We start from the raw sequence: 22895 nt of genomic DNA, 5'->3' as shown, positions 1-22895 counted from the left end.
TGGAATTTCCGCAAGAACGTTGCCGTCGAGGTGATCGATTTGCGTGTGCAGGCGCTGGAGGTATCAGGTCAGGAGTTGCTGACTCGCGACAAGGTGAGCCTACGTGTCAATCTGGCAGCGACCTTGCGTGTGGTCGATCCGATCGCCGCACGTACTCGTGTGTCCAAGTATCTCGATCATCTGTATCGCGAATTGCAATATGGCTTGCGTAAGGCTGTCTCTGGCAAGACATTGGACGCGTTGCTTGGTGACAAGGCATCACTGGACGCCGACATCTTTGCTTACGTGCGTCCACGCGTGGAGGAGCTTGGTCTCGAGGTGCTTGGCGTGGGCGTCAAAGACGTCATCCTGCCGGGCGAAATGAAAGAGATTCTCAACAGCGTCGTACAGGCCGAAAAGGCTGCGCAGGCCAATGTGATCCGCCGTCGCGAGGAGGCCAATGCCACGCGTTCCTTGCTCAATACGGCGAAGTTGATCGAGTCCAGCCCGGTGCTGATGCGCTTGAAGGAGTTGGAGGCGCTGGAAAAGGTTACTGAGAAAATCGACAAGCTCACTGTGTTCGGCGGCATGGATAGCGTGCTGAATCAGGTAGTGAGCCTGAAGCTGTAACAAGCTTTGCCGCCACAGGGAGCGGGCGACAAAGCAAACTCAAGGAAAGTCTCATGAACACACAACAAGGTTATCGGTTGTTGCACGCCGAGGGGAGTCGCATACCGATCAAGGCATGGGTACGCGGGGTGCCGGTGGAGGACGCCGCGCGCGCTCAATTGCAAAATATGACAGGCCTGCCTTTCGTCGGTCCCTGGATTGCCGTGATGCCGGACGTACATCTAGGCAAGGGCGCCACGGTGGGCTCGGTATTGCCGACCCAGGGCGCTATCGTTCCGGCTGCCGTAGGCGTGGATATCGGCTGTGGCATGGCTGCGGTGCGAACCACCCTGCGTGCCACGGATCTGCCGGACAACCTCGCTTTGCTGCGGTCGTCCATCGAACGTAGCGTACCGGTCGGCAATGGCAACGGCGGCGAGCATCGACGCATGCCCGACAGCATCACCTCGCGCCTGGTTGCCTCGGGCCTGGGGGAGCGCCTGGCCGCGATCAAGGCCAAGCACCGCAAGATTCGCGTGGACAAGCTTGAACGGCAACTGGGCACGCTCGGCGGTGGTAATCACTTCATCGAACTATGCCTGGATCAATCCGACGCGGTATGGGTCATGCTGCATTCGGGCTCCCGTGGCACCGGTAACCTCATTGGCACGTATTTCATCGAGCGTGCCCGCGAGGAACTGGCCCGTCGCGTACTGGGTTTTCACCTGCCGGACAAAGACCTGGCGTTCTTCATGGAAGGCGAAGAACTGTTCGACGACTACGTGGAGGCCGTGTCCTGGGCACAGGATTACGCTCGGCAGAACCGCGAAGCGATGTTGAGCCGGGTGCTGGCGGAAATGCGCCATCGGCTGCCAAAGTTCCAGTTGGAAAAGACGGCAGTCAATTGCCATCACAATTACGTGCAGCGCGAGACACACTTCGGGCAATTACTGCTGGTGACGCGCAAGGGAGCGGTCAGCGCGAGGGAGGGTGAGCTAGGCATCATCCCTGGAAGCATGGGTACGCGCAGCTACATCGTGCGAGGCAAGGGTAACCCTGAAAGCTTTCATAGTTGCAGTCATGGGGCCGGGCGTGTGATGAGCCGTACCCAGGCCCGTCAGACCATTACGTTGGCGCAGCACCGCGACGCGACCGCGCACGTCGAATGCCGCAAGGACAAGGCGGTAATCGACGAATCGCCAGCCGCTTATAAGTCCATCGACTCAGTCATGGCCGCCCAGACGGATCTGGTCGAGGTGGTGCACACGCTACGGCAGGTGCTTTGCGTCAAGGGATGAAACGACGGAGCGGGGAGTTCGGGGGCGGGGGCGCAAGTCCGGGCGCTTGCGGCAGGTGTGAAGGGGTGCAAGGGCCCGATCGCACGCCTGGATGTTTGCGATGCCGTCCATATTGGCGTCCCCGCTACCTATCTGCCATCCCACGCCTTACCATGCCCCCGCTTTGTTCATACCAGGATTCCCATGTCGCCGATCAAGGCATGTTTGCTTGCGCTGGGAGCCATGTTGCTCGCCAGTTGCCAGCGTTCGCATGTCGCGCTGGATGATGACGCCTATATCTGGCAGCGCCAATGGACGCCACGGGTTGTCGATGCCATGCGAGCATCGGCTGCCGACGTGCATGCCTGGCGGGTGCTCGCCGCGCAGACCGATGCGAAGGGGCGGTTGCGTAGCTTTGAGGTCGATCTTGCGGCGCTTGTCATGAGCGGTCACCCGGTGGTGGCCGTCGTGCGCATCGATGGACAGCTCGCACATTGGGATGAAGACGCCCTGCTAGCGCAGGTGCTTGCCCTGCGCGAGGCCTGGCGGGCCGTGCCGCTGGCGGGAATCGAGATCGACCACGATTGCGGAACGGCACGATTGCCTGAGTATGCGCGGTTCCTGGCGCATCTGAAGGCGAAGCTGGGCGGCTTGCCATTGTCCATTACGGCGCTGCCGGCCTGGTTGTCGTCGCCGGCCCTGGATCGGGTACTGGCCCAGGTCGATACCTCGGTCTTGCAGGTGCACGCCGTGCAGTCGCCCCATGCAGGATTGTTCGATGCCCGGTTGGCTGCTGCCTGGGCCAGTGATTTCGCAGGCCATACCACGCGGCCGTTCAGGATTGCGCTGCCGACATATGCCAGCCGGGTCAGCTTTGACGCTGATGGGCGGCTGCTCGGCGTCGAAAGTGAACTGCCCAATCTGGCCGGCGGCGTCGTGTTCAGCGAGTTGGCTGCCTCGCCGCAGGCTATCTCTGCCTTTGCCAGGGGCATGCGTGATGCGCCGCTGCGGCATCTGGCTGGCTTTGTGTGGTTTCGTTTGCCCACCGATGACGATACGCGCGCCTGGAGCTTGTCGACATGGCATGCTGTCATGCGTGGTTTACCGTTATCCTCCCACGTGTCGGTGCAGGTACGGCCGGGGGCGATGGCAGGGGCGCTGGATCTTCTTCTGCGTAATGACGGCGATATCGATGCATCGCTGCCAGTGGCCGTGCACCTGCCGGCCGGTTGCGCGTTGGCGGATGGCGTGAATGGCTATGCCAGGGTTGCCCAGGCCGATGGCGTGATCCTGCGCCGCCGGCTGGATGGCTGGCTGCGTGCACACACCGTGCGGGTCATTGGTTGGGCGCGTTGCACACAGGACGCGCCTGCACCGCGCATTGAAGTTTGAATCATCCATCGAGTTGAATGACAGGGTTGTTATCCATGTACAAACGCAAAGCGATCGCGGCATGTGCCTTGCTGGGCCTGGCCGGTGCCGTGGCCTGGGCCTGCGGCCCCATGTTTCCCAATCAGTTGCTCGATAACCGCCAGGCCACCCTCAAGGCGGTCCCGGTCAACAGCTTTGCCTTCGAGGTGCGGCAGTTGCTGCCTGCCACTGATCAGCTCAAGCCGGTAGAGGCCGATACGTCGATCTATGCCGACGAGAAAAAGATCAAGCCGGATCTGGGCATTACGGACGCGCAACAGGCGATCGTCGATAAAATCCATACGATCGATGACGACGTGGCTGCCTATGCCGCTGGCAAGGATTTACCCGAGGACATACGCCTGTACGCGGTCGGTGCATCGCTCTTCAACCGTGCCATGGATAGCTGCGGTAACACCAAGGGCGAAGGTGGCGAGGACGGTTTCCAGGTCGATGGCAATGCCGCGGATGTTGCCGCTGCCGACAAGGGATTGAACGAGGCCGACACTAACGGCGGCAGGGCACGTTTTTGTACGGATTTCAACACCACCATGCTGGACAAGGCAGTCACCTATTTCGAGAGAGTGCTGGCGTTGCCCGCCGGGCAGGCCAAGTCTCGGTCGGTCTGGGCGGCATACATGCTGGGACGCATCCATGCTGTTCGCGCGTTGGCGTATGCCGGTAGCCCTACGCAGTTCAAGCAGGAGCGTGACGCGGCAGCCAAGTCGTTCGAGCTGGTGCGTACGCGTGCACTTGCCGGAGATTCCGATACCCAGGGTTTGGGTGTCGCCAGCTTTGGTGAAGAAGCCCAATTGTTTCTCTACAACAACGGCAAGCTGTGCAGTTGGAGCGATTTCTACAACGCCAAGGATTGCGCCACGCGCATGGCGCCGTCCGACCTCAAGCATGCTATCGCGCTGTATTCGGCCCAGGCCGGACACCACTCCGATAACGCCATGCGCTCGCTCGAGCAGATCGCCTATGCGATCACCCAGAGTCCCCCCTTGACCCGGCAGATGGTCGATGGTCCGCTGTCCCAGCGCCTGCTCGTGGCTTACGTGCTAGCTCGTCACAGCGACAGCAGCGTGGGTGATTCTCCCGCGACGAGCGACAGTGCGCCTGCCGCGCCGGAGAAAGACTCCAAGGTCGCCACGCTGGTCGATGCCATCGTCGCTGCGGGCGGCGAGCCGGCGGTGGGTGCCGATCGCCTGGCGGCCTTGTGCTACGAAGCTGGTCGCTACGATCTGGCCGCCAAGCTCTTGGACAAGACGCATGGACCGCTGACCAGTTGGCTGCGGGCCAAGCTTGCCCTGCAGAAGGGCGACATGGCCGCCGCTGCGGCCGCCTATGCCGAGGCCGCCAAGGCATTTCCGAAGGCCGATGATCCTCAGGCAAACATTGAGCCCAGCAATACCCAGCTGATCCTGGGCGAGCAGGGCGTGCTGGCGCTGGCTCGCGGTGAATACGTCGAGGCGATGGGGCATCTGTTCGATGCCGCAGTGCGTGTCGGCGGTGATGGTAACCAATACAACGGTGAAGAGGCCGACCCCGACGATGCCGGTACCGGTTACGCCAATGATATGAACTTCGTTGCCGAGCGCGTGTTGACCGTTGACGAGCTGAAGTCCTTCGTCGATGCGCATGCCCCGGCTTCACCTGCCCCCCAGCCGAAAGCTGACAAGAACGCCGAGGGCGGCGGCTATAGCGTGATCCCCGTTGCCGATAGCCTGCGCTGGTTGCTTGCGCGTCGATTGATGCGGGCCGGGCGCTACGATGAGGCCTTGGCGTATTTTCCCGCCAGCGGCGATTCGCGCTTCGGCAATGTGGATCTGCGTGCCAAGGCCAAGGAATATGCGCAGGATCTGCACGACGCCGAGCACCGTTGGACCGACATCGGCAAGGCGCAGGCGGCCTATGCTGCCGCCGCGATCGCACGTGCCAATGGCATGGAGATCCTTGGCTATGAGCAGAATCCGGACTTCACTGACAACGGTGGCTCGTTCCCGGGTGGCAGTGGCCAGGACGAGAAGAGCATGAAGCAGACCTTCGTCACCGATGGCGAGCGCCAGCGTTACGACCAGAGCCAGGCCAAGCCCAACCAGCGTTTCCACTACCGCTATCTTGCGGTGGATCAGGCCTCCCGTGCGGCCGACCTGCTGCCGCCGCGTTCCCAGGCCTTCGCCGCCGTACTTTGCAAGGCCACGGGCTGGATGATGGATGGTCCGGGCGATGACTACTTCGACTATAACGACCAGTCGCCCGCGAAAGACAAGGACGACGAGCGCACCCGCCGCATCGGCGCTCTGTATGGTCGTTACGTCAAGCAGGGGCCTTATGTGGAGTGGGCCGACGACTTTGGTCGCGGCTGTCCCGAGCCCGATTTCGACGCTGCGCGCAAGCTCAAACGGGCTCAGCAGATTCGCGCGATCAAGCATGCCATTCGCCGCCACTGGCCGATGGAACTGGGTGGCCTGGTTGTCGTGGTGGCCGGTGTGGCATTTGCCCTTGGACGCCGCCGCAAGAACAAGCCGCAGGTTTGATCGAATCGTCGTTTATCGGGTGCGCCAGGAGGTGCACCCGACGTCCTCTCGGGTTTGCGCGATAATACCCGTCTGTTGCTGCGGGTATTACCGTGAAAAAGTCTGATTTCGATTTCCAGCTTCCCCCCGAGCTGATCGCCCAGGTGCCATTGGCGGAACGCTCGGCCAGCCGCCTGCTATGGCTCGATCCGGTTGCCGGCTCCCGGCAGGATCGCACGTTTCGCGAGTTGCCCTCGTTTCTGCGACCGGGCGATCTGTTGGTCTTCAACGATACCCGGGTGTTGCCCGCGCGCCTGTACGGTCGCAAGGAGTCCGGGGGAGCGGTCGAGATCCTGATCGAGCGTGTCACCGGCGCGCATGAGGCGATGGCGCAACTGGGCGTGAGCAAGAAGCCCAAGGAGGGCGGGCGGATCGAACTGGCCGATGGCAGCCACGCCACGGTGCTGGGGCGCGAAGGGCCGTTTTTCAGATTGCGCTTCGAATCGCACGACCCGCTTGAAAAACTGCTTGGACGCCTTGGCGAGATGCCGCTGCCGCCCTATATCGAGCGTGGCGCCGACGATAGCGACCTGGAGCGCTATCAAACGGTTTACGCGCGTGAACCGGGTGCGGTGGCCGCACCCACGGCAGGCCTGCATTTCGATGAAGCCATGCTCGCGCTCTTGCGCGAGAAGGACATTGATTTTGGTTATGTCACCCTGCACGTGGGGGCCGGCACGTTTCAGCCGGTGCGTGCCGACAATATCCAGGACCACCAGATGCACCGCGAGTGGTTGAACGTGGGGGCCGGGCTGGTGGAACAGATCCGGCGTACGCGTGCCGCAGGTGGCCGAGTGATCGGCGTGGGCACCACCGTCGTGCGTGCGCTGGAAAGCGCAACTCGCGACGGCCAGGTACAGCCCTTTGCTGGCGAGACACAGATATTCATCTTTCCTGGCTACCGCATCACCAGCATCGATGGCCTGATCACCAACTTCCACTTGCCGCAATCGACGTTGCTCATGCTGGTCTGTGCGCTGGCGGGACAGGATTTCGTGCTGGAGGCGTACCGCCACGCCGTGCAACAGAAGTACCGCTTCTTCTCCTACGGGGATGCGATGCTGATCCTGGCCGGCCAGTGACCGGCCCTTCCGAGCTGGCAAACAAGCGATAATTGCGTGATGAATCCTTTGAATTTTGATATTTCCGCCACCGATGGCGCGGCGCGCCGCGGCCAGCTCACGCTCAATCATGGCGTCGTGGAAACACCTGCCTTCATGCCGGTGGGTACCTATGGTTCGGTCAAGGCGATGACCCCTCGCGATATTCGCGACATCGGTGCGCAGATCATCCTGGGCAATACCTTTCACTTGTTCCTGAGGCCGGGACTGGAGGTGGTGGAGCGTTTCGGTGGCCTGCACCGCTTCATCGGCTGGGACGGCCCAATCCTCACCGACTCCGGCGGCTTCCAGGTATTCTCGCTGGCACACAAGCGCAAGATCACCGAAGAGGGCGTGAACTTCGCCTCGCCGGTGGATGGTTCAAAGGTATTTCTATCGCCGGAAGTGTCGATGCGGATTCAGACCGCGCTGAACTCCGACATTGCGATGATCTTCGACGAGTGCACGCCGTATCCGGCCACGGAGAAAGTGGCGCAGTCGTCCATGGAGCTCAGCTTGCGCTGGGCAGAGCGTTCGCGTCGTGCCTTCGACGAGCTGGGCAACCCCAATGCCCTGTTCGGCATCGTCCAGGGCAGCACGTATGAACACTTGCGTCGCCGTTCGGCCGAAGAACTGGTGCGTATCGGTTTTCATGGCTATGCGGTCGGCGGCCTGGCCGTGGGTGAGCCGGAGGCCGAGCGCAACCATACGCTCGACGTCACGCTGCCGTTGCTGCCGCATAATCAGCCGCGCTATCTGATGGGTGTTGGCCGTCCGGAGGACATCGTCGAGGCGGTGTGCCGTGGCATCGACATGTTCGATTGCGTGATGCCCACTCGCAACGCTCGCAATGGTTTTCTGTTCACCGACCAGGGCACGCTGCGCATCCGCAATGCCAAGTTCATCACCGACACGCGAGTGATCGAGGAGGGCTGCGACTGCTATGCATGCGCCAATGGTTTCTCGCGCGCCTACTTGCGCCACCTGGATCGCTGCAATGAGATCCTTGCCAGCCAGCTCGCGACGATGCACAACCTGCGTCACTACCAGCGCCTGATGGCCGGCCTGCGCCAAGCCATCGCCGAGCAGCGCCTGGACGCTTTCGTGGCCGAGTTCTATGCGGCCCGCAAGGATGGGGTCAGCTAAGCAGCCAGGAGTGAGTGGCTGGAAGCGAGGAGTGAGGAGGCCTTGGCTCGCACAAGGGTGTTGCGACATGGCCTCGCCACGCGGTTGGATCGCGATGGTCTTAAAGCGTGCGCCCTCGCTACTTATTCATCATTCATCACTAAAGCCATCAGTCTGTGCGAGCCTCAGTAGTTGACCTGCAACTGCATGCGCAGCAGGTCGCCTTGCACCCGCCGATAAGGCGCATTGGCCAGATGGGTGCGGCGCATGTTGGCATAGGCGATGGCGATCTCCAGGGCTTTGGATACCTGCCATTCCACGCCTGCCTCGACTTCGTTGAGCAGGAAGCGCGGCGCGTTGGTGTCGAACTTCGATGCACCGCGATACGTCTGCCATTTCACGTACGGCACCAGGGAACCGCCAGCGCCATCGATCTTGTACATCGCCTGCACATAGCCGCCGCGCAGCGAACGTTGGCGGATCGTACGGTTGGCGAGGTCCAGCTCCGGGCCGCGCCCGACGGTCCACTCGGCCTGGAAGCCGAAAGGCTGCGGGTAATAGATGACGTGTGCGGCCACGCGCTGGTCCAGTGCGCCGCGTGCGCCGGTTGAATCGCGCGGCGTGAACGATTGCCCGTCTGCGGTGATGCTGGAGAGCGAGGTGACCTTGAAGCGACCGGTGTAGGCATCGGCGCCTACTTCCAGGAACTGGCCGTTGTCGAAGCGGAAGGGATAGGTCAGGTGCAGCACCGTATGCATGTTGTTGTTCTGCTCGGAGCGGTTGGCGCCCTGGCCGTTGTATACCCCCAGGCCGACGATGCCGTAGTCACCGGAGCCTTTCAGGCCCGACTGCACCAGATACTTGAAGCGATCCGCAGCCACGCGGGGCGTGTAGTAGAGAAACAGGCCCAGGTCGCGCTCGTCGCGCACGCCCGCGTTGAGGGCGTCGGCGCGATCCGGAGCAATGCGGTTTTGGCTCGATTGCAGGTTTTCCCAGCCATACGGTACTTTTGACTGGCCGGCGCGCACGCGCCACTCCTTGCGCGTATCGAGATAGATATCGGCATATGCGTCGCGCAATTGGGCAAAGTTCGACGTGCTCGAACCGGTCGGCGTGCTGGCCAGATCCGGCTGCAGATAGAGTGAGACGCGATCGTTGAGGTCGCCGCTGATCACCAGGCGCGCGCGCCGTATGCCCAGGTTTTGGCGGTCACCAATGAAGCGGTCGCCGGGCGCGCGAAGCAAGGATGCGCTGTCATTTAATTTATGGTTGTAGCGCAACTGCATGTAGCCGCGCAGCCCCAGGCGTTCGTACCAGGCGCGTTCGCGGACCGGCTGGGGAGTGGCGACATCCGCGGTTGTCGCCGGCATCCTGCCGTTTGCTGGGGAAGGGGTGGGCTGGGGCCCGGGAACCACCACGCCCTGGGGCTTGTCATCTATGCGGGCAAAGCGACCGAGCCTTTCGCGTCCTGGACCCGGTTGGGCAAACAACTGCTGGGTCTGGGGGTCCACATAAAGATCCATGGCTGTCGTGGGACTGGATTCGGCCATGACGTCTGCGGCAAGAACCCAAACCAATGATGCAAGAGCTTTTTTCTTCACGCGTACCACGTCCGTATGCAGCTTGGACCGGCTTAAGGCGCCGGTCCCTCCGTCCTGGAATGTTCCATATGACACCCGGATGGGTGCTAGTCCGTAAGAAATTACGATGCGGCGACGATACAACTGGCCTGTGTCCGTTGTGTGACAGCCTGCAAACGGCGTCACAACCGGACCCGCAGGGTTTTCCAGCATCGAGGCCGCGTCATGCAAGCGTTCAGGTCGCATGGCATAATCGGCGATCTTTTTCCAAGGTGCCGGCAAAAAATCCCGCCGACACCGTTACTTGCGAGACAATAAGATGACTTTGCCGATCTCCTTCATGCTGGCCCAGGCCGCTGCTCCCGCCGCTGGCGCCCAGAGCCCGGGCAGCTTGCTGAGCTTCCCGATCCTCATGATCCTGATGTTCGGCGTGATGTACTTCATCATGATCCGCCCGCAGATGAAGCGGCAGAAGGAGCATCGCTCTATGGTCGAAGCCCTGTCCAAGGGCGACGAAGTGGTGACGAACGGCGGTATCGCCGGGCGCGTGGAAGAAGTGGGGGACTCCTTCATAACGGTCGAGATCGCCGCGAACGTGAAGGTCAAGGTGCAGAAGGGGGCCGTGTCGCAGGTGTTGCCCAAGGGCGCGCTGAAGGGCAATTGAGCCGACCGGCGGTAGCCGGTCGACACGGTGCAACGACGTTTTCGCCGCGTGGTCCAGAGGGTTTCGCGGCATTCATGGATTCAAGGCATGAGTGATTTTCCACGCTGGAAATATGCGCTGGTCGCAGTCGTACTGATTCTCGGCATCGTTTATGCGATTCCGAACATATTCCTGCCCATCCAGGCCGTGCAGGTATCGGCCAACCACGAAGCGCCTGTAGACCAGGCCCTTCAGCAGAAGGTCGTGGCGGCGCTGGCGCAACAAAAGATTGCCTATCAGGACATCAATATCCGTGATGGGCGCCTGACGGTCGGTTTTGCCAACGGTGACCTGCAGAAGGCCGCGGCTGACGCGATCAAGCCGGCTGTGGGCGACGACTACACCGTGGCGTTCAACCTCGAATCGAGCGTGCCGTCGTGGTTGCGCGGCATCGGGGCCAACTCCATGCCGCTGGGTCTGGACTTGCAAGGCGGCGTGCATTTCCTCATGGAAGTGGACCAGAGCGATGTGCTGAACAAGCAGGAGACACGTTACGCGGACGATATTCGCGCCTTGCTGCGCGAAAAGAACATTCGCTACGAGTCGGTGGCACGCGATGCCAGCAACCGCGGCCAGGGTGTGAACGTCGTGCTGCGTTCGGCCGACGATCGAACGGCCGCATCCAACGCCATTGCGCTGGCCTATCCTGACCTCAACGTCAAGGATGGTCCGTCCACCGGCGATCGTTTCGTGGTTACCGCGGGTCTCAAGCCGGAAAAGCTACGCGAGATCTCGCAGAACACCATCCGCCAGAACCTCAGCACGCTGCGTAACCGCATCAACCAGCTGGGCGTGTCCGAACCGATCATCCAGCAACAGGGCGATAGCCGCATCGTGGTGGAGCTGGCTGGCGTGCAGGATACAGCCGAAGCCAAGAAACTCATCGGCGCGGTGGCCACACTCGAATACCGTGCAGGTATCGGTTCGGCTGGCGACGCGGCCGCCATGGAAGCGGCTCGCACCGGCAATGTGCCGCCGGACGCGAACCTCTACTACATGCGTGATAGCAAGCTGCCCGTGCTGGTGAGCAAGCGTGCCATCGTCACCGGTGACGAGCTGACCAGCGCCATCGCCACGACCGATACGCAGACCAATGCCCCGGCTGTGTCGGTCACGTTGAACGAGGCTGGCGCGAAGAAGATGCTCGCGTTCACCCAGGACAACCTCTACAAGCCGATGGCGGTGGTGTACGTCGAGCGCGTCTTCGATACCAAGATCGTCGATGGCAAGGAAGTACGCACGCCGACGGTGACCTATTCGGTGATCAACGATGCGCGCATCAATGGCACCTTCGGCAAGCAGTTCCAGACCACCGGCCTGCGCACGAAGGAAGCCAATGACCTGGCGTTGCTGCTGCGCGGCGGTTCGCTGGCCGCGCCGGTCGATATCGTCGAGGAGCGTGTGATCGGTCCGAGCCTGGGTGCCGATAACATCGATAAGGGCATGAAGGCTGTGCTGATCGGGCTTGGCCTGGTGCTGCTAGCCGCGGCTTTCTATTACAAACTCTTTGGCCTGGTGGCCGATATCGCGCTGTTCTTCAACCTGGTGATCCTGGTTGCCGTCATGTCGGCGATCCACGTGACACTGACGATGCCCGGCATCGCCGGCATCGTGCTGACGCTGGGTATGGCAATTGATGCGAACGTGCTGATCTGCGAACGCGTACGCGAAGAATTGCGCAACGGATCGACGCCGCTGGCGGCCATTCGTGCCGGCTATGACAAAGCCTGGGCCACCATTCTCGATGCCAACGTGACCCACCTGATCGCCGCATTGGCACTGACCACGATGGGATCGGGCCCGATCCGCGGTTTCGGTCTGACATTGCTGATCGGTATCCTCACCTCGATGTTCACTTCGGTCACCGTGACGCATGCGATCACCGCATTGATCCACGGCAACCGCAAGCTCAAGACCCTTTCGGTCTAAGGGGCACAGGGACTCATGGAAATCTTCAATCCCAACAGTAACGTCAATTTCCTTGGCATCCGCAAGCTGTCGATCGGCGTGGCCATTGGCCTGCTCATCGCCTCGATCGTGCTGATCGCCACGCGCGGGCTCAATTACGGGCTGGACTTCACCGGCGGTATTTCGATCGTTGCCGATTACGAGCAGCCGGTGGCCATCAACGATGTGCGTAATGCCATGGTGAGCATCCACGTGGAAAATCCAGTCGTCACCAGCCTGGGCGGCACGCGCGAAGTCTCCATTCGCCTGCAACCGACGCAGGCCATGCTCGATGACAAGGGCAAGGTCAACCTGGACAAGGTCGTTGCCGTGGTGCTGCCTGCACTGCAAGCCCAGCGCAAGGACGCCACCATCAAGAGCCGCGACTATGTCGGCTCCCAGGTGGGCGAAGAGCTGCGCAGCGACGGCATTATCGCGGTGATCCTGGTGATCGTGGGCATCATGCTTTACCTGTGGATACGCTTCGAATGGCGTTTCGCCGTCGCCGCATTGCTGACGGAGGTGCATGACGCATTGGTCACGGTCGGCATCTTCGCGCTTACCCAGCGCGAATTCGACCTCACCGTGCTGGCGTCGGTGTTGGCGGTGGTCGGTTACTCGATCAACGACAAGGTGGTGGTGTTCGATCGTATCCGCGAGCTTTTCCGTCTGGCGCGCAAGGCCGAGCCGGAGGAAGTGTTGAATCGTTCGATCAACAGTACGCTCTCGCGAACGATCATCACCTCGTTGTTCACCGGCATTACCATGGCAGCGCTATATTTCTTCGGCGGGCCGGTGGTGCACGGTTTTGCCATCACCATGTTGATCGGTATCGTCGTGGGTACCTTGTCCTCGATTTTCGTGGCGAGTCCGATCCTGCTCTGGTTGGGTGTGTCCAAGCAGGATTTGATGCCCAAGACCCGGGAAAACCCCGAGTTGGCGCGTCGCCCCTGAGCGATATGCAGCAAGCGACAAGAAGCCCGGTTCAGCCGGGCTTCTTCTTTTCAGAAGGGAGATGGAAGGGATGACTGAAGCGATTTGGCATTACCAGAACGGCAACCTGCCGGCCGGACCGGTTTCGGCGGCAGAAATCCGCCAGAAGATCCGTGACGGATATATTCGCCGCGAGACCTTGCTTTGGAAGGAAGGCATGGCCGAGTGGGCGGCGGCGAGTGACACGGAGTTTGGCCCGGATACGGAAACGGCATTGCACAACCCGTTTGCGGTGACGGCCGCCAGTACCCAGCCAGAGCAGGATGTCATCCTGCCAGTGACGCCGGTCAGCGCGGCACCGGCATGGACCATGGCATTGATACCGCTGATACTTATCCCGCTGGCCTATGTGAACTTCAACTTTGTCGGCCTGGCCTTGTACATCAGCACCTCGATCTGGGATCGCAACCAGATCAAGGCGTCCGGTCGCAAACCGTCCATGGCTTTCCTGTGGCCGATTTTGCTGGGTGGTCTGGGGGCGCCGATCTACCTGTTCCTGCGCGCCAATCGCACCGATCGTCAGTGGGCCTACGCCATCGTCAGCATCGTGACCATCATCGTGTTCTTCGTGGCGATCATGGCGCGTTTCGGCGTGTTCTGATGTGGCTCTGGCCGTGAACCGCAGCAGGGCCCCTTCGGGGGCTCTGCTGCGTTCTACGTATCGATGCCGTGCTGCGGAACAGCTCTCAGGATGCCTGCCCAGCCTCGGCCACGGCATCGAGCGGTAAATCCAATGCATGCCCATCGGGCGTATCTTCTGATTGCCGATGGTGACCGACGCCGTGCGCCTCCCATTCGGCTACGGGAATCGGGCGGTAGCCTTCGCCGAAGGCGACCTCGCCCAGCTTCCAGCCGGCGGGGCGTCGCACCGCACCCCAGAAGCGCTTGAGCGCATTCCAGTGCAGGCCGATCAGGCCGTGGTTGTTGTCGTCATCGACCAGGGGATCGCCTACGCCTGTGGGACGCACCGGTTCGCCATACAGCGACGTACCGAAGACGACGTCCCAGATCGAGAGCACCTGCCCAAAATTGCAGTTGTGCAGGTTTGGGCGATCCGGATCCACCAACATATGGTGCAGGCGATGGAAGGTGGGATCGACGAAAATCCTGCCGAATACCCGGCCGAAATGCAGCCGGACATTGGTATGCGAGAAGTTCTGCACCAGCTCGCCGAGCAGCATCAGCCAGGCGAATTCGTCCGGTTCCACACCCATTACGATGCCGACCACTGCAAGAATGATCGACTGGATGAAGCCATCCACCGGACTGCCACGGTCGTTGGTCCAGCAGCTCATCTGGCGCGTGCTGTGATGCATGCTGTGCAGCGCCCACCACCACGGCAGCGCGTGCTGGAGGCGGTGCATCCAGTAGTAAACGAAGTCGTAGACGATGTAGTAGATGAAAAACAACAGATAGGGATGCGCCTTCAGTCCCGGAAACCAGTGCGTAATGGCCAGCGGCGAGGCACTGGCGTCGCTGGGGCCGGTATCGGCACCTCCGAAGTAGTTGGCAAGCGGCGTCAGGATCAGGAAGCTGAAGATCGGGAAGATGCCGACCAGCATCATCACGGTGTACTGGAAATCGGGCCTGGTGAGTTTGCGATCGCTCCATCGCTCGGCAGGGGCCAGGGTTTCCAGCGGGCGAAACACGAAGCCGATGATGCACAACTGCAAGGTGGCAATCAGCAGCGCTGCGGCAATATCCTTCGGATCGCCGGCCAGCCCCTCCAGGTGCAGCACGTGCAGGACAGGCATCACGCCATGCGCGCTGAACCAGTCAACCAGATGAGACCAAAACTCGGACATCACAACACCATCGACGGGGAAATCGGGCCACTTCCTGCAAAAGGATACGCCGACCGGGGCGGGCGATCAGCCGCGCAGGCTTGCGTTCAATGCGGCATCCAGGGTCGCCAGGCGTTCGGGCGTGCCGACATCGGTCCAGGCACCGGCATGGTGGCTGCCCGATATCTCGCCTCGCGCCATGGCGGCACGCAGCACGTCGCGTAGCTTGAACCGCGGCGGTTTCGTTGCGCTTTCAGCGGTTGTCCCGACGGCTTCACGCCACTGGCGCAGGAGTTCGGGTCGATAGATGCCCAGGCCGCTGAAGGTCAGGCGTGGCACATCGGTCATGTTCAGGCGGCCGGTTGTATCGAGGGCGAAATCGCCTTCGGGATGATGGGGCGGGTTGTCGACCATCACGAGATGGGCGAGTCCAGCCGGCTCGCGTGGGAGCGTGCTCAGGTCCACATCCGTCCAGATATCGCCGTTTACGGCGATGAAGGGTTCAGGCCCCAGCAGGGGCAGGGCATTGAGCATGCCGCCGCCGGTTTCCAGCGGCACTGGACCCTCGTACGCGTAACGGATGCGCAGGCCCCAGCGTGCGCCATCTCCCAGCGCTTGAGGTAACTGTTCGGCCAAGTGCGAGCTGTTGATCACTACGTAATGCACGTCAGCGGCGGCTAGTTTTTCCAAGTGCCACACGATCAATGGCTTGCCGCCAGCCACCAGCAGGGGCTTGGGGGTATGGTCGGTCAACGGTCGCATGCGTTCGCCCAGACCGGCGGCAAAGATCAGGGCGTGTCTCATGTGGTCTGCGACTCGCGTAGGTCGCGCGTACCGACATGGCGCTCCAGCAGCGCGGCAACGTCGGCGAGCTCGTGATAACGCCTGGCGACACGCGACACGTAGGCAAAGACGCGTGGCAGGTCATCCAGATAGCCGCGCTTGCCATCGCGATACCAGAGCCGGCAGAACAGGCCCAGTACCTTGATGTGCCGTTGCAATCCAATCAGGTCGAACCATCGCTGGAAACGATCGGTGTCGACCGTGTCGTCGATCAGGCGAGCCTCGCGCAGGCGCATGCGGTAGTTTTCGACCCAGCCCTCCACTCGTTCACGATCCCAGGTGATGTAGCAATCGCGCAGTAGCGACGCCAGGTCGTAGGTGATCGGGCCGATCAGTGCTCCCTGGAAATCGATGATGCCGGGATTGCCGCCCTGATCGACGATCAGCAGGTTGCGGCTGTGGAAATCGCGATGCACGAAACTCAGTGGTTGTTCCTGTGCGCTATGGAGCAGCACTTCGAATGCCTGGCCCAGAACCTCGCGTTCAGCTGTCGTCAGGGTCACGCCAAGATGCCTGCCCAGGAACCACTCTGGCATGATGTCCAGTTCGCGCCGCAGAAACGCCTGGTCATAGGTTTGCATGCCAGCCACATCGACATGCATCTGCATGCGCAGTAATGAATCCATCGCATCGCCATAGAGCTGTTCGACGGTTTCGTCGTTGAGTGCGGGCAGGTACAAGTGCGAGCCAAGGTCTTCGATCAGCAGCAGGCCCTGCTCGACATCGTGAGCATGCACAGCCGGGACGTGCAGTCCTGCCGCGGCCAGGCGAGCGCCGATATCAAGCCATGGACGTGGATCTTCCTGAGCCGGCGGGGAATCCATGATGATCCAACTGGAGTGCGCTGGCCCCGTCACGGCACGCCAGTAGCTGCGGAAACTCGCATCAGCCGATGCTGGCGCCAGTTCCAGCGACGCATCGTCGAGTACTTTTCTCGCCCAGGCGAGGCGAAGCGTGGCGCGATCGTTGTGCATGGAAGTCAGGTGGACTGGAATAGCCTGGGAGCTTAGCGCCGAACGAGCCAGGCGCAAGCGTTGCAATTGTCTAACACCGATGCCACTGGTTAGCATCGAGCCATGATCGGCTCTCCCTTACCTCTGCTGACACGCCTGCGCCCCCATCGTGGCGCATGGCTGCTATTGGCGGTGGCGATCATGTTTAAGTTGGTCAGCAGCAGCATCTGTGTGGGCGATGTACCCGGTTTTGCTGCCGATACCCAGGCCGTGACCCTCCTGGACCAGGCCGGCGATGGCGAGGATGGTTGCCTGCTTGGCGAAGGGGCCGGCTGCCATTGCAATTGTATGCATTCTGTCGCATTGCCAATTCCGACAGCGTTGCATGTAGTACGCGTGGCGCCCGATGCCGCACTTGCCCAGTCTGTCTCATTTGTCGTTGTGTTCCCTGCACCTACACCACTGCGCCCTCCCATCGCCTGAAAAACCGTCATCCGTGGTGTGCCCGGCTTTCAAGGGCGCGACTTGACCGTTTTTCAGGAGCATGACCCATGCTATTTCTACGTGCGGCCCTCTTTGGGGCTGCGTTGTGTTGCCGTGCCTTGCCGGCTTTCGCCCAGGCACCTGCCGCGTCCCCGGCGCTTCGTGAGTCCATAAGACATCTCTGGGAGAACAGCCCCGAGGTCCAGGCTGCCCGGGCCTCCATGGATGCCGCCAGAGCAGGTTCGCGCGCAGCAGCGCAACCGTTTTACAACCCATCGCTATCGATCGATGCGGAAAACGCCGATGTGAATCGCCGCACCGTCGGGGTGAGCTTGCCGCTCGACGTTTCAGGCAAACGCCGGACGCGTGCCGCCGAGGGTGAGGCTGCCCTCCAGGTCGAGGACGCCAGATACGAACTGGCACGCCGTGATGTAGCGGCGCGATGGCTCAAGGCCAGATCGGCAGCGACACTGGCTGCGCAGCAGCGCTTCTGGGGCGAGCGCCGTGTGCTGTTGATGAAACGGTTTGACGAGCTTGCTGGCGAACGCTTGGCAGCTGGCGATATCAGCAGCAGCGAGCGCGACCTCGCAGGGTTGGCACTGGGCGAGGCGCAGTTGCAGCAGGCATCGCTGATCGCAGACGAGGCCGCCGCGCAGGCCCAGATGATGGCCTTGACGGGGCAAGAACAGATGCCGACTTTGTCGTTGCCGCAAACGCTTTCGGCGCCCGAGTCCATCCGGCCGCTGGCGGCCGAAGCGTTGCCGGAATCGCGCATGGCAACGGCGCAACAGGCGCTGGCCGACGCGAGCGTGGCGGTGGCGCAAAGTATGCGCCGGTCCGATCCCACGCTAAGCCTGACCACAGGGCAGGTGCGTGCTGGACGGCAGAGCGATCCGGTCATCGGCTTGAGTCTGTCCATCCCATTGCCGGTGCTCAATACCGGACGCGCCGATGTCGAAGCAGCGCGGGCGCGGGCGAACGCGGTTGCCGTGCAACGGCAGGCCCAGCTGTGGAACTTGCGGGCGCGCCTGAGGGAGGCGCAGGCGCGATACCGCGCGCTCTATGTTGCCCATGAGGCCTTCATCCGGGGGCGCGCCGGGGCTTTCGACGAGCGAGCGGCCTTGCTGGAGAAACTCTGGCGCGCTGGTGAAATCGGTACATCCGAATACCTGCTACAGCTCCGGCAAAGTCTGGATACGGTGCTATCGGGCGTGGATTTGAAATCGCGCGCTTGGCAAAGCTGGTTCGATTACCTCCAGGCCGCCGGCCAGCTTACCGCGTGGATTGATGGCGACGACAAGGAGCTGCAGCGATGAAGACACGCATTTACCCATGGGTCTGGAGTGCTTTGATGGTGTCGCTGGTTATGGGTATCGCCAGTGCCCAGGACGCCCCCCTGTCGCGAGCCTGGGATGCCGCATCCATCAAGGAGGCCGGCATCGTTATTCAGACCGTCGAGCGCAAATCGCTGGCGCAGGCATTGCGCGCGCCAGGCGAGGTCAAGGCAGACGCGTACTCGACGGAGCTGGTGACCCCCAGGGTCGAGTCGATCGTACTGGAACGCAAGGTTCGGCTTGGCGACATGGTAAAAGCAGGGCAGCCATTGATGGTGCTGTCCAGCGTGCAGGTGGCTGAAAGCCAAGGTGCGCTGATCGTTGCCGAGCAGGAGTGGCGCCGTGTTACCGCGTTGGGACCCCAGGCTGTGTCCGGGCGCCGCTATGCCGAAGTGCAGGTGCAACGCGATCAAGCCCGTGCGCGCCTGAAAGCCTTTGGTTTGTCCGATGCACAAATTGGCCGCGTATTGCAGGGCGGCTCGGCCCGAGCCGATGGTAGTTATGCCTTGCTCGCGCCTACCGCGGGCCGCGTGACGACCGATCAGTTTCTGGTTGGAGAGCGAGTGGAGCCCGGGCGCACGCTGTTCACGCTAGTCAAGGAAGATACCGTATGGGTTGAAGCGCAGCTGCCTCCTGCCGACGTGCGTGGGATCGCCGCAGAGGCGGGCGCAAGGATTCTGGCGCACGGCATAGAGCTGGGCGGTCATGTGGTGCAAGTGGGGCATCAACTCGATGAGCGCACACGCACCGTGCCGGTGCGCGTGCGCGTGGATAATCGTCGGGATCTGCTGCATCCGGGCGACTTGGTGGACGTGCGGTTGCAATTGCCCGGACATGTCGAAGAACTGGCGGTGCCCGTCGAGGCGGTCGTGTGGCTGAAAGGGCAGTCAGTCGTGTTTGTCGCCGAAGACGATCATGCATTCGATCCGGTACCGGTGACCACCGGAGAGACACGCAATGGCTGGGTCGTGATTCGCGAAGGACTGTCCGCCGGGCAGCGTTACGTGAGTGCGGGCACCTTTGCCATCAAGGCGCGGCTGCTGCGTTCACAGCTGGGAGAAGAATGATGCTGGCGCGCCTTGTCGAATTATCGCTTCGCTATCGATGGCTTGTGCTTATCGTGTTCGCTGGCATCGCCTTGGCTGGTTACCGCGCGGTGAGTCGTTTGCCGATCGATGCGTTTCCAGATGTCACGCCCGTACAGGTCAATGTCTACACCGAAGCGCCCGGACTGGCAGCCGAGGACGTGGAGCAGATGCTTACCGTGTCCGTGGAGTCGGCACTTGGCGGACTGCCGAAAGTCCAGCAGATCCGTTCGGTCAGTCTGTTCGGCCTGTCCTATGTGTCGGTGTATTTCGATGACGACATGGACATCTACTTCGCGCGACAGCTGGTGAATGAACGCCTGCAACAGGTCGCCGACCAGTTACCGCAGGGTTACGGCAAACCGGAAATGGGGCCCAATACATCAGGGCTTGGGCAGGTTTTCTGGTACACGGTCGAACGCGATGCGGGAGATGGTGGCGACACGGAAATGCGCACCTTGCAGGACTGGAACATTCGCATGGCTTTGCGTACCGCCCCCGGCGTCGATGACATTGTGTCGTGGGGCGGCAAGGAGCGCCAGTTCCAGGTGCGCGTCGATCCGCTCAAGCTGATTGCGCACGGACTAGGCTTCAAAGACATCGTGCAGGCATTGCAAGCGAACAATGCGCAGGCTGGAGGCAATTTCATCGACCTTGGTCGTGAGCAGTACCTCGTTCGCGGCCTGGGCCGTCTGGGCTCGCTCCAGGACATCGAGCGAATCGTACTCAGGACACAAGACGGTACACCGGTATACCTGCGCGATGTTGCCACGGTGGTCGAGGGAAGTGCATCGCGCACTGGCGCAGTCACACGCGATGGCAAGGAAGTGGTGATGGGGCAGGCGCTCGCGCGAATTGGCGAGAACGCCAAGACAGTCGTCGATGCGGTCAAGGGGAGGCTGGAGACCCTCAAGCGTTCCTTGCCCGATGGCGTTACGGTTCGTTCCGTGTACGAGCGGACCGATCTGGTCAACGAAGCGGTGGGTACGGCTGTACGTGCGCTGGTGGAAGGCTCCTTGCTGGTGGCACTGGTGCTGTTCTTCTTTCTGGGTGAAGTGCGTAGCGCGGCAGTGGTTATCGTGGCCTTGCCATTGGCGATGTTGATCGCTTTCATCTGTATGTCGCAGCTGGGGATGTCGGCCAACCTGATGTCGCTGGCTGGCTTGGCGATCGGTATCGGCATGATGGTCGACGGTGCAGTGGTGATGGTGGAAAACGCCTTTCGCATCATGGCCGAACGCCGCGCCGAGGGGCGCGAAGTCGATCGTGGCGCGGCGGTCATCCAGGCGGCGCGAGAAGTAGCGAGCCCGATGGCATTCGCTATCTTGATCATCATGGTAGTGTTCCTGCCGCTATTGAGCCTGCAGGGCCTGGAGGGCAAGATGTTCAAGCCCATGGCCTTCAACATCAGTTTCGCCATGGGCGGTTCGCTGCTGCTGGCGCTAACGTTGATTCCGGTGCTTGCGGCATGGCTGCTTCGGCCCGGAGAAGAAAAGGATACGCGCCTGGTTGGCTGGCTCAAGCGTGGTTATGCGCAACTGCTGGGGTGGGCCTTGCGCCGGCGTGTGGTGGTGGTCACGGTAGCGATGCTTGCCCTGGTGGCGAGTCTTGCGTTGTTCCCGTTTCTGGGCAAGGAGTTCATGCCCAGCCTCAAGGAAGGCGCCATCATGTGGCGGGTAACATCCATTCCCTCGGCATCACTGCAGGAATCGATTGCCATCTCCCAGCGCATATCCAGCCGAATCGCAGAGAAGTTTCCTGAGGTGGAAACCACGCTGGCAATGATTGGGCGCGCCGAAAAGGGCGAGACCGCAGACGTGAACTACATGGAGGTGTATACGCCGCTGAAGCCGGCCTCACAGTGGCGCAAGGGACAGACGCTTGAAAGTATCGAGCAAGGGATGCAGGCCGAACTCATCGATGCATTGCCCACCGCCGTGGTCAGTTATACCCAGCCTATCCAGATGCGCGTGGAAGAATTGATTTCCGGTGTGCGCGCCACGCTGGCGCTCAAACTCTACGGCCAGGATCTTGCCGAGCTGGATAGGCTCAGTGCCCGGTTACGCGATATCCTGGCCGAAGTTCCTGGCGTGGCCGACTTGTCGCTGGAGGCCAACGTCGGTAAGCCGCAGATACGTATCGTGGCCGATCGCGATGCCCTGTCGCGTTACGGGCTCAACGTCGACGATGTGCTGGACGTGGTCAGGCATGGTATCGGCGCGGAGCCAGTGGGCAGCCTGATCGATGGAGTGCGTCGTTTCGATATTGCGGTGAGTCTGGACAACGCAGATCGCGCATCCATCGAGACGATCAGGCGCATCCCGATTCACGCGCCCTCGGGCGCGATCGTTCAGTTGTCACAGGTGGCCAGCGTGGAGGTGCAGGAAGGCTATTCATTTATCCGTCGCGAACAGTTGCAGCGCCAGGCCGTGATCCAGATGGATGTGCGTGGACGCGACATCGATGGTTTCGTGCGAGACGCCAATGCCGCGATCGCGCAGAAGCTAAAATTGCCGACGGGGTACTACACTGAGTGGGGCGGCGCTTTCGAGAACCAGCAGCGTGCATTGCAGCGCCTGGCGATCATCGTGCCGATGACGATCCTGTTCATTTTCATATTGCTCTACACCGCGTTCAATTCGGTGCGCCACGCATTGCTCATTCTTGCCAACGTTCCGTTTGCCACCATCGGTGGCGTGCTGGGCCTGGCCATGACCGGCCAGTATCTCTCGGTGCCATCCGCCATCGGCTTCATCGCCGTATTCGGCGTGGCGATGCTCAACGGTATCGTGCTGGTCAGTTTTCTCAATGCGCAGCGCGCGGCCGGGCTGAGTGTTCGCGAGGCCGTATGGCGCGGGGCATCATTGCGATTGCGTCCGGTCTTGATGACGGCCACCGTTGCGATACTCGGCCTGCTGCCGATGCTGTTGTCGTCCGGCGTGGGTGCACAGACGCAACGCCCTCTCGCCACCGTGGTGGTTGGTGGACTAATCACCGCGACATTGCTGACACTGGTGGTGTTGCCGGTGATCTATGACTGGCTGGAAAGCCGGTCCACGGATCAATGAAAAAGGCGGCCGGGACAAGTGCGTCCCGGCCGTTGTTCTACAG

General features: G+C 61.6%; 18 protein-coding genes. 14 read left to right on the top strand and 4 right to left on the bottom strand.

What is annotated here, in order from left to right; translation table 11 throughout:
- From VF436_RS11715 to tgt, 6 genes are all read left to right on the top strand, one after another.
- Positions 1 to 609, top strand: a 609-nt coding sequence (locus VF436_RS11715) for a slipin family protein (RefSeq protein ID WP_330904209.1), incomplete at its 5' end; no start/stop codon positions are given.
- 53 nt (positions 610 to 662) lie between these two features.
- The gene (locus tag VF436_RS11710) at positions 663 to 1886 is read left to right on the top strand and encodes an RtcB family protein (RefSeq protein ID WP_330904208.1); all 1224 of its coding nucleotides are present in this window, start codon (positions 663 to 665) and stop codon (positions 1884 to 1886) included.
- A gap of 183 nt (positions 1887 to 2069) precedes the next feature.
- Positions 2070 to 3257, top strand: coding sequence for a DUF3142 domain-containing protein (locus tag VF436_RS11705; RefSeq protein WP_330904207.1), 1188 nt, complete (start codon positions 2070 to 2072; stop codon positions 3255 to 3257).
- 35 nt (positions 3258 to 3292) lie between these two features.
- A complete protein-coding gene (locus tag VF436_RS11700) occupies positions 3293 to 5815 on the top strand; it encodes a hypothetical protein (RefSeq protein ID WP_330904206.1) in 2523 nt (840 codons plus the stop codon).
- A gap of 92 nt (positions 5816 to 5907) precedes the next feature.
- Positions 5908 to 6936: a tRNA preQ1(34) S-adenosylmethionine ribosyltransferase-isomerase QueA gene (queA, locus tag VF436_RS11695; protein ID WP_330904205.1), complete on the top strand. Its 1029-nt coding sequence runs from the start codon at positions 5908 to 5910 to the stop codon at positions 6934 to 6936.
- A gap of 39 nt (positions 6937 to 6975) precedes the next feature.
- A complete protein-coding gene (gene tgt, locus VF436_RS11690; protein WP_330904204.1) occupies positions 6976 to 8100 on the top strand; it encodes a tRNA guanosine(34) transglycosylase Tgt in 1125 nt (374 codons plus the stop codon).
- A 164-nt stretch (positions 8101 to 8264) separates the two neighbouring features.
- Here the strand turns inward: tgt and VF436_RS11685 are convergent, their stop codons facing one another.
- A complete protein-coding gene (locus tag VF436_RS11685; protein WP_330904203.1) occupies positions 8265 to 9680 on the bottom strand; it encodes a porin in 1416 nt (471 codons plus the stop codon).
- Positions 9681 to 9978: 298 nt separating this feature from the next.
- Between VF436_RS11685 and yajC the strand changes: the two genes are divergently transcribed.
- The 4 genes from yajC (at position 9979) to VF436_RS11665 (ending at position 13903) form a co-directional block, all read left to right on the top strand.
- Positions 9979 to 10323 carry a preprotein translocase subunit YajC gene (gene yajC, locus VF436_RS11680; RefSeq protein ID WP_330904202.1) on the top strand — a complete coding sequence of 115 codons (345 nt, stop codon included), beginning with the start codon at positions 9979 to 9981 and terminating at the stop codon, positions 10321 to 10323.
- Positions 10324 to 10410: 87 nt separating this feature from the next.
- Entirely contained in the window at positions 10411 to 12291 is a 1881-nt protein-coding gene (gene secD, locus VF436_RS11675) for a protein translocase subunit SecD (RefSeq protein WP_330904201.1), read from the top strand.
- Between the two features lie 15 nt (positions 12292 to 12306).
- Positions 12307 to 13263, top strand: a complete 957-nt coding sequence (gene secF / locus VF436_RS11670; RefSeq protein WP_330904200.1) for a protein translocase subunit SecF — start codon at positions 12307 to 12309, stop codon at positions 13261 to 13263.
- A 70-nt stretch (positions 13264 to 13333) separates the two neighbouring features.
- On the top strand, positions 13334 to 13903 hold the full coding sequence (locus tag VF436_RS11665; RefSeq protein ID WP_330904199.1) for a DUF4339 domain-containing protein: 570 nt from the start codon (positions 13334 to 13336) through the stop codon (positions 13901 to 13903).
- An 85-nt stretch (positions 13904 to 13988) separates the two neighbouring features.
- Here VF436_RS11665 and VF436_RS11660 read toward each other — a convergent pair whose 3' ends face one another.
- The 3 genes from VF436_RS11660 to VF436_RS11650 all read right to left on the bottom strand — a co-directional run bounded on the left by VF436_RS11660 (position 13989) and on the right by VF436_RS11650 (position 16903).
- The gene (locus VF436_RS11660) at positions 13989 to 15107 is read right to left on the bottom strand and encodes a sterol desaturase family protein (protein WP_330904198.1); all 1119 of its coding nucleotides are present in this window, start codon (positions 15105 to 15107) and stop codon (positions 13989 to 13991) included.
- Positions 15108 to 15173: 66 nt separating this feature from the next.
- Positions 15174 to 15890: an N-acetylmuramate alpha-1-phosphate uridylyltransferase MurU gene (gene murU / locus VF436_RS11655; protein WP_330904197.1), complete on the bottom strand. Its 717-nt coding sequence runs from the start codon at positions 15888 to 15890 to the stop codon at positions 15174 to 15176.
- On the bottom strand, positions 15887 to 16903 hold the full coding sequence (locus VF436_RS11650) for an aminoglycoside phosphotransferase family protein (RefSeq protein WP_330904211.1): 1017 nt from the start codon (positions 16901 to 16903) through the stop codon (positions 15887 to 15889). Before VF436_RS11650 ends, murU begins: the two co-directional genes overlap by 4 nt.
- Before the next feature lie 102 nt (positions 16904 to 17005).
- On the opposite strand from VF436_RS11650, the gene VF436_RS11645 reads away from it, so the two are divergent.
- The 4 genes from VF436_RS11645 (at position 17006) to VF436_RS11630 (ending at position 22852) form a co-directional block, all read left to right on the top strand.
- Positions 17006 to 17365: a hypothetical protein gene (locus tag VF436_RS11645; protein WP_330904196.1), complete on the top strand. Its 360-nt coding sequence runs from the start codon at positions 17006 to 17008 to the stop codon at positions 17363 to 17365.
- Between the two features lie 68 nt (positions 17366 to 17433).
- On the top strand, positions 17434 to 18681 hold the full coding sequence (locus VF436_RS11640) for a TolC family protein (RefSeq protein ID WP_330904195.1): 1248 nt from the start codon (positions 17434 to 17436) through the stop codon (positions 18679 to 18681).
- Positions 18678 to 19766 (top strand): efflux RND transporter periplasmic adaptor subunit, encoded by a 1089-nt coding sequence (locus VF436_RS11635; RefSeq protein WP_330904194.1) that lies wholly within the window; start codon positions 18678 to 18680, stop codon positions 19764 to 19766. Before VF436_RS11640 ends, VF436_RS11635 begins: the two co-directional genes overlap by 4 nt.
- Complete coding sequence (locus VF436_RS11630; RefSeq protein ID WP_330904210.1) at positions 19766 to 22852, top strand: CusA/CzcA family heavy metal efflux RND transporter; 3087 nt, start codon at positions 19766 to 19768, stop codon at positions 22850 to 22852. Before VF436_RS11635 ends, VF436_RS11630 begins: the two co-directional genes overlap by 1 nt.
- Positions 22853 to 22895: the final 43 nt, after the last annotated feature.

Origin of the sequence: Dyella sp. (assembly GCF_036384435.1) — a bacterium.
GTDB lineage: Bacteria > Pseudomonadota > Gammaproteobacteria > Xanthomonadales > Rhodanobacteraceae > GSA-30.
This window is presented reverse-complemented; position numbering and strand designations above follow the sequence as displayed.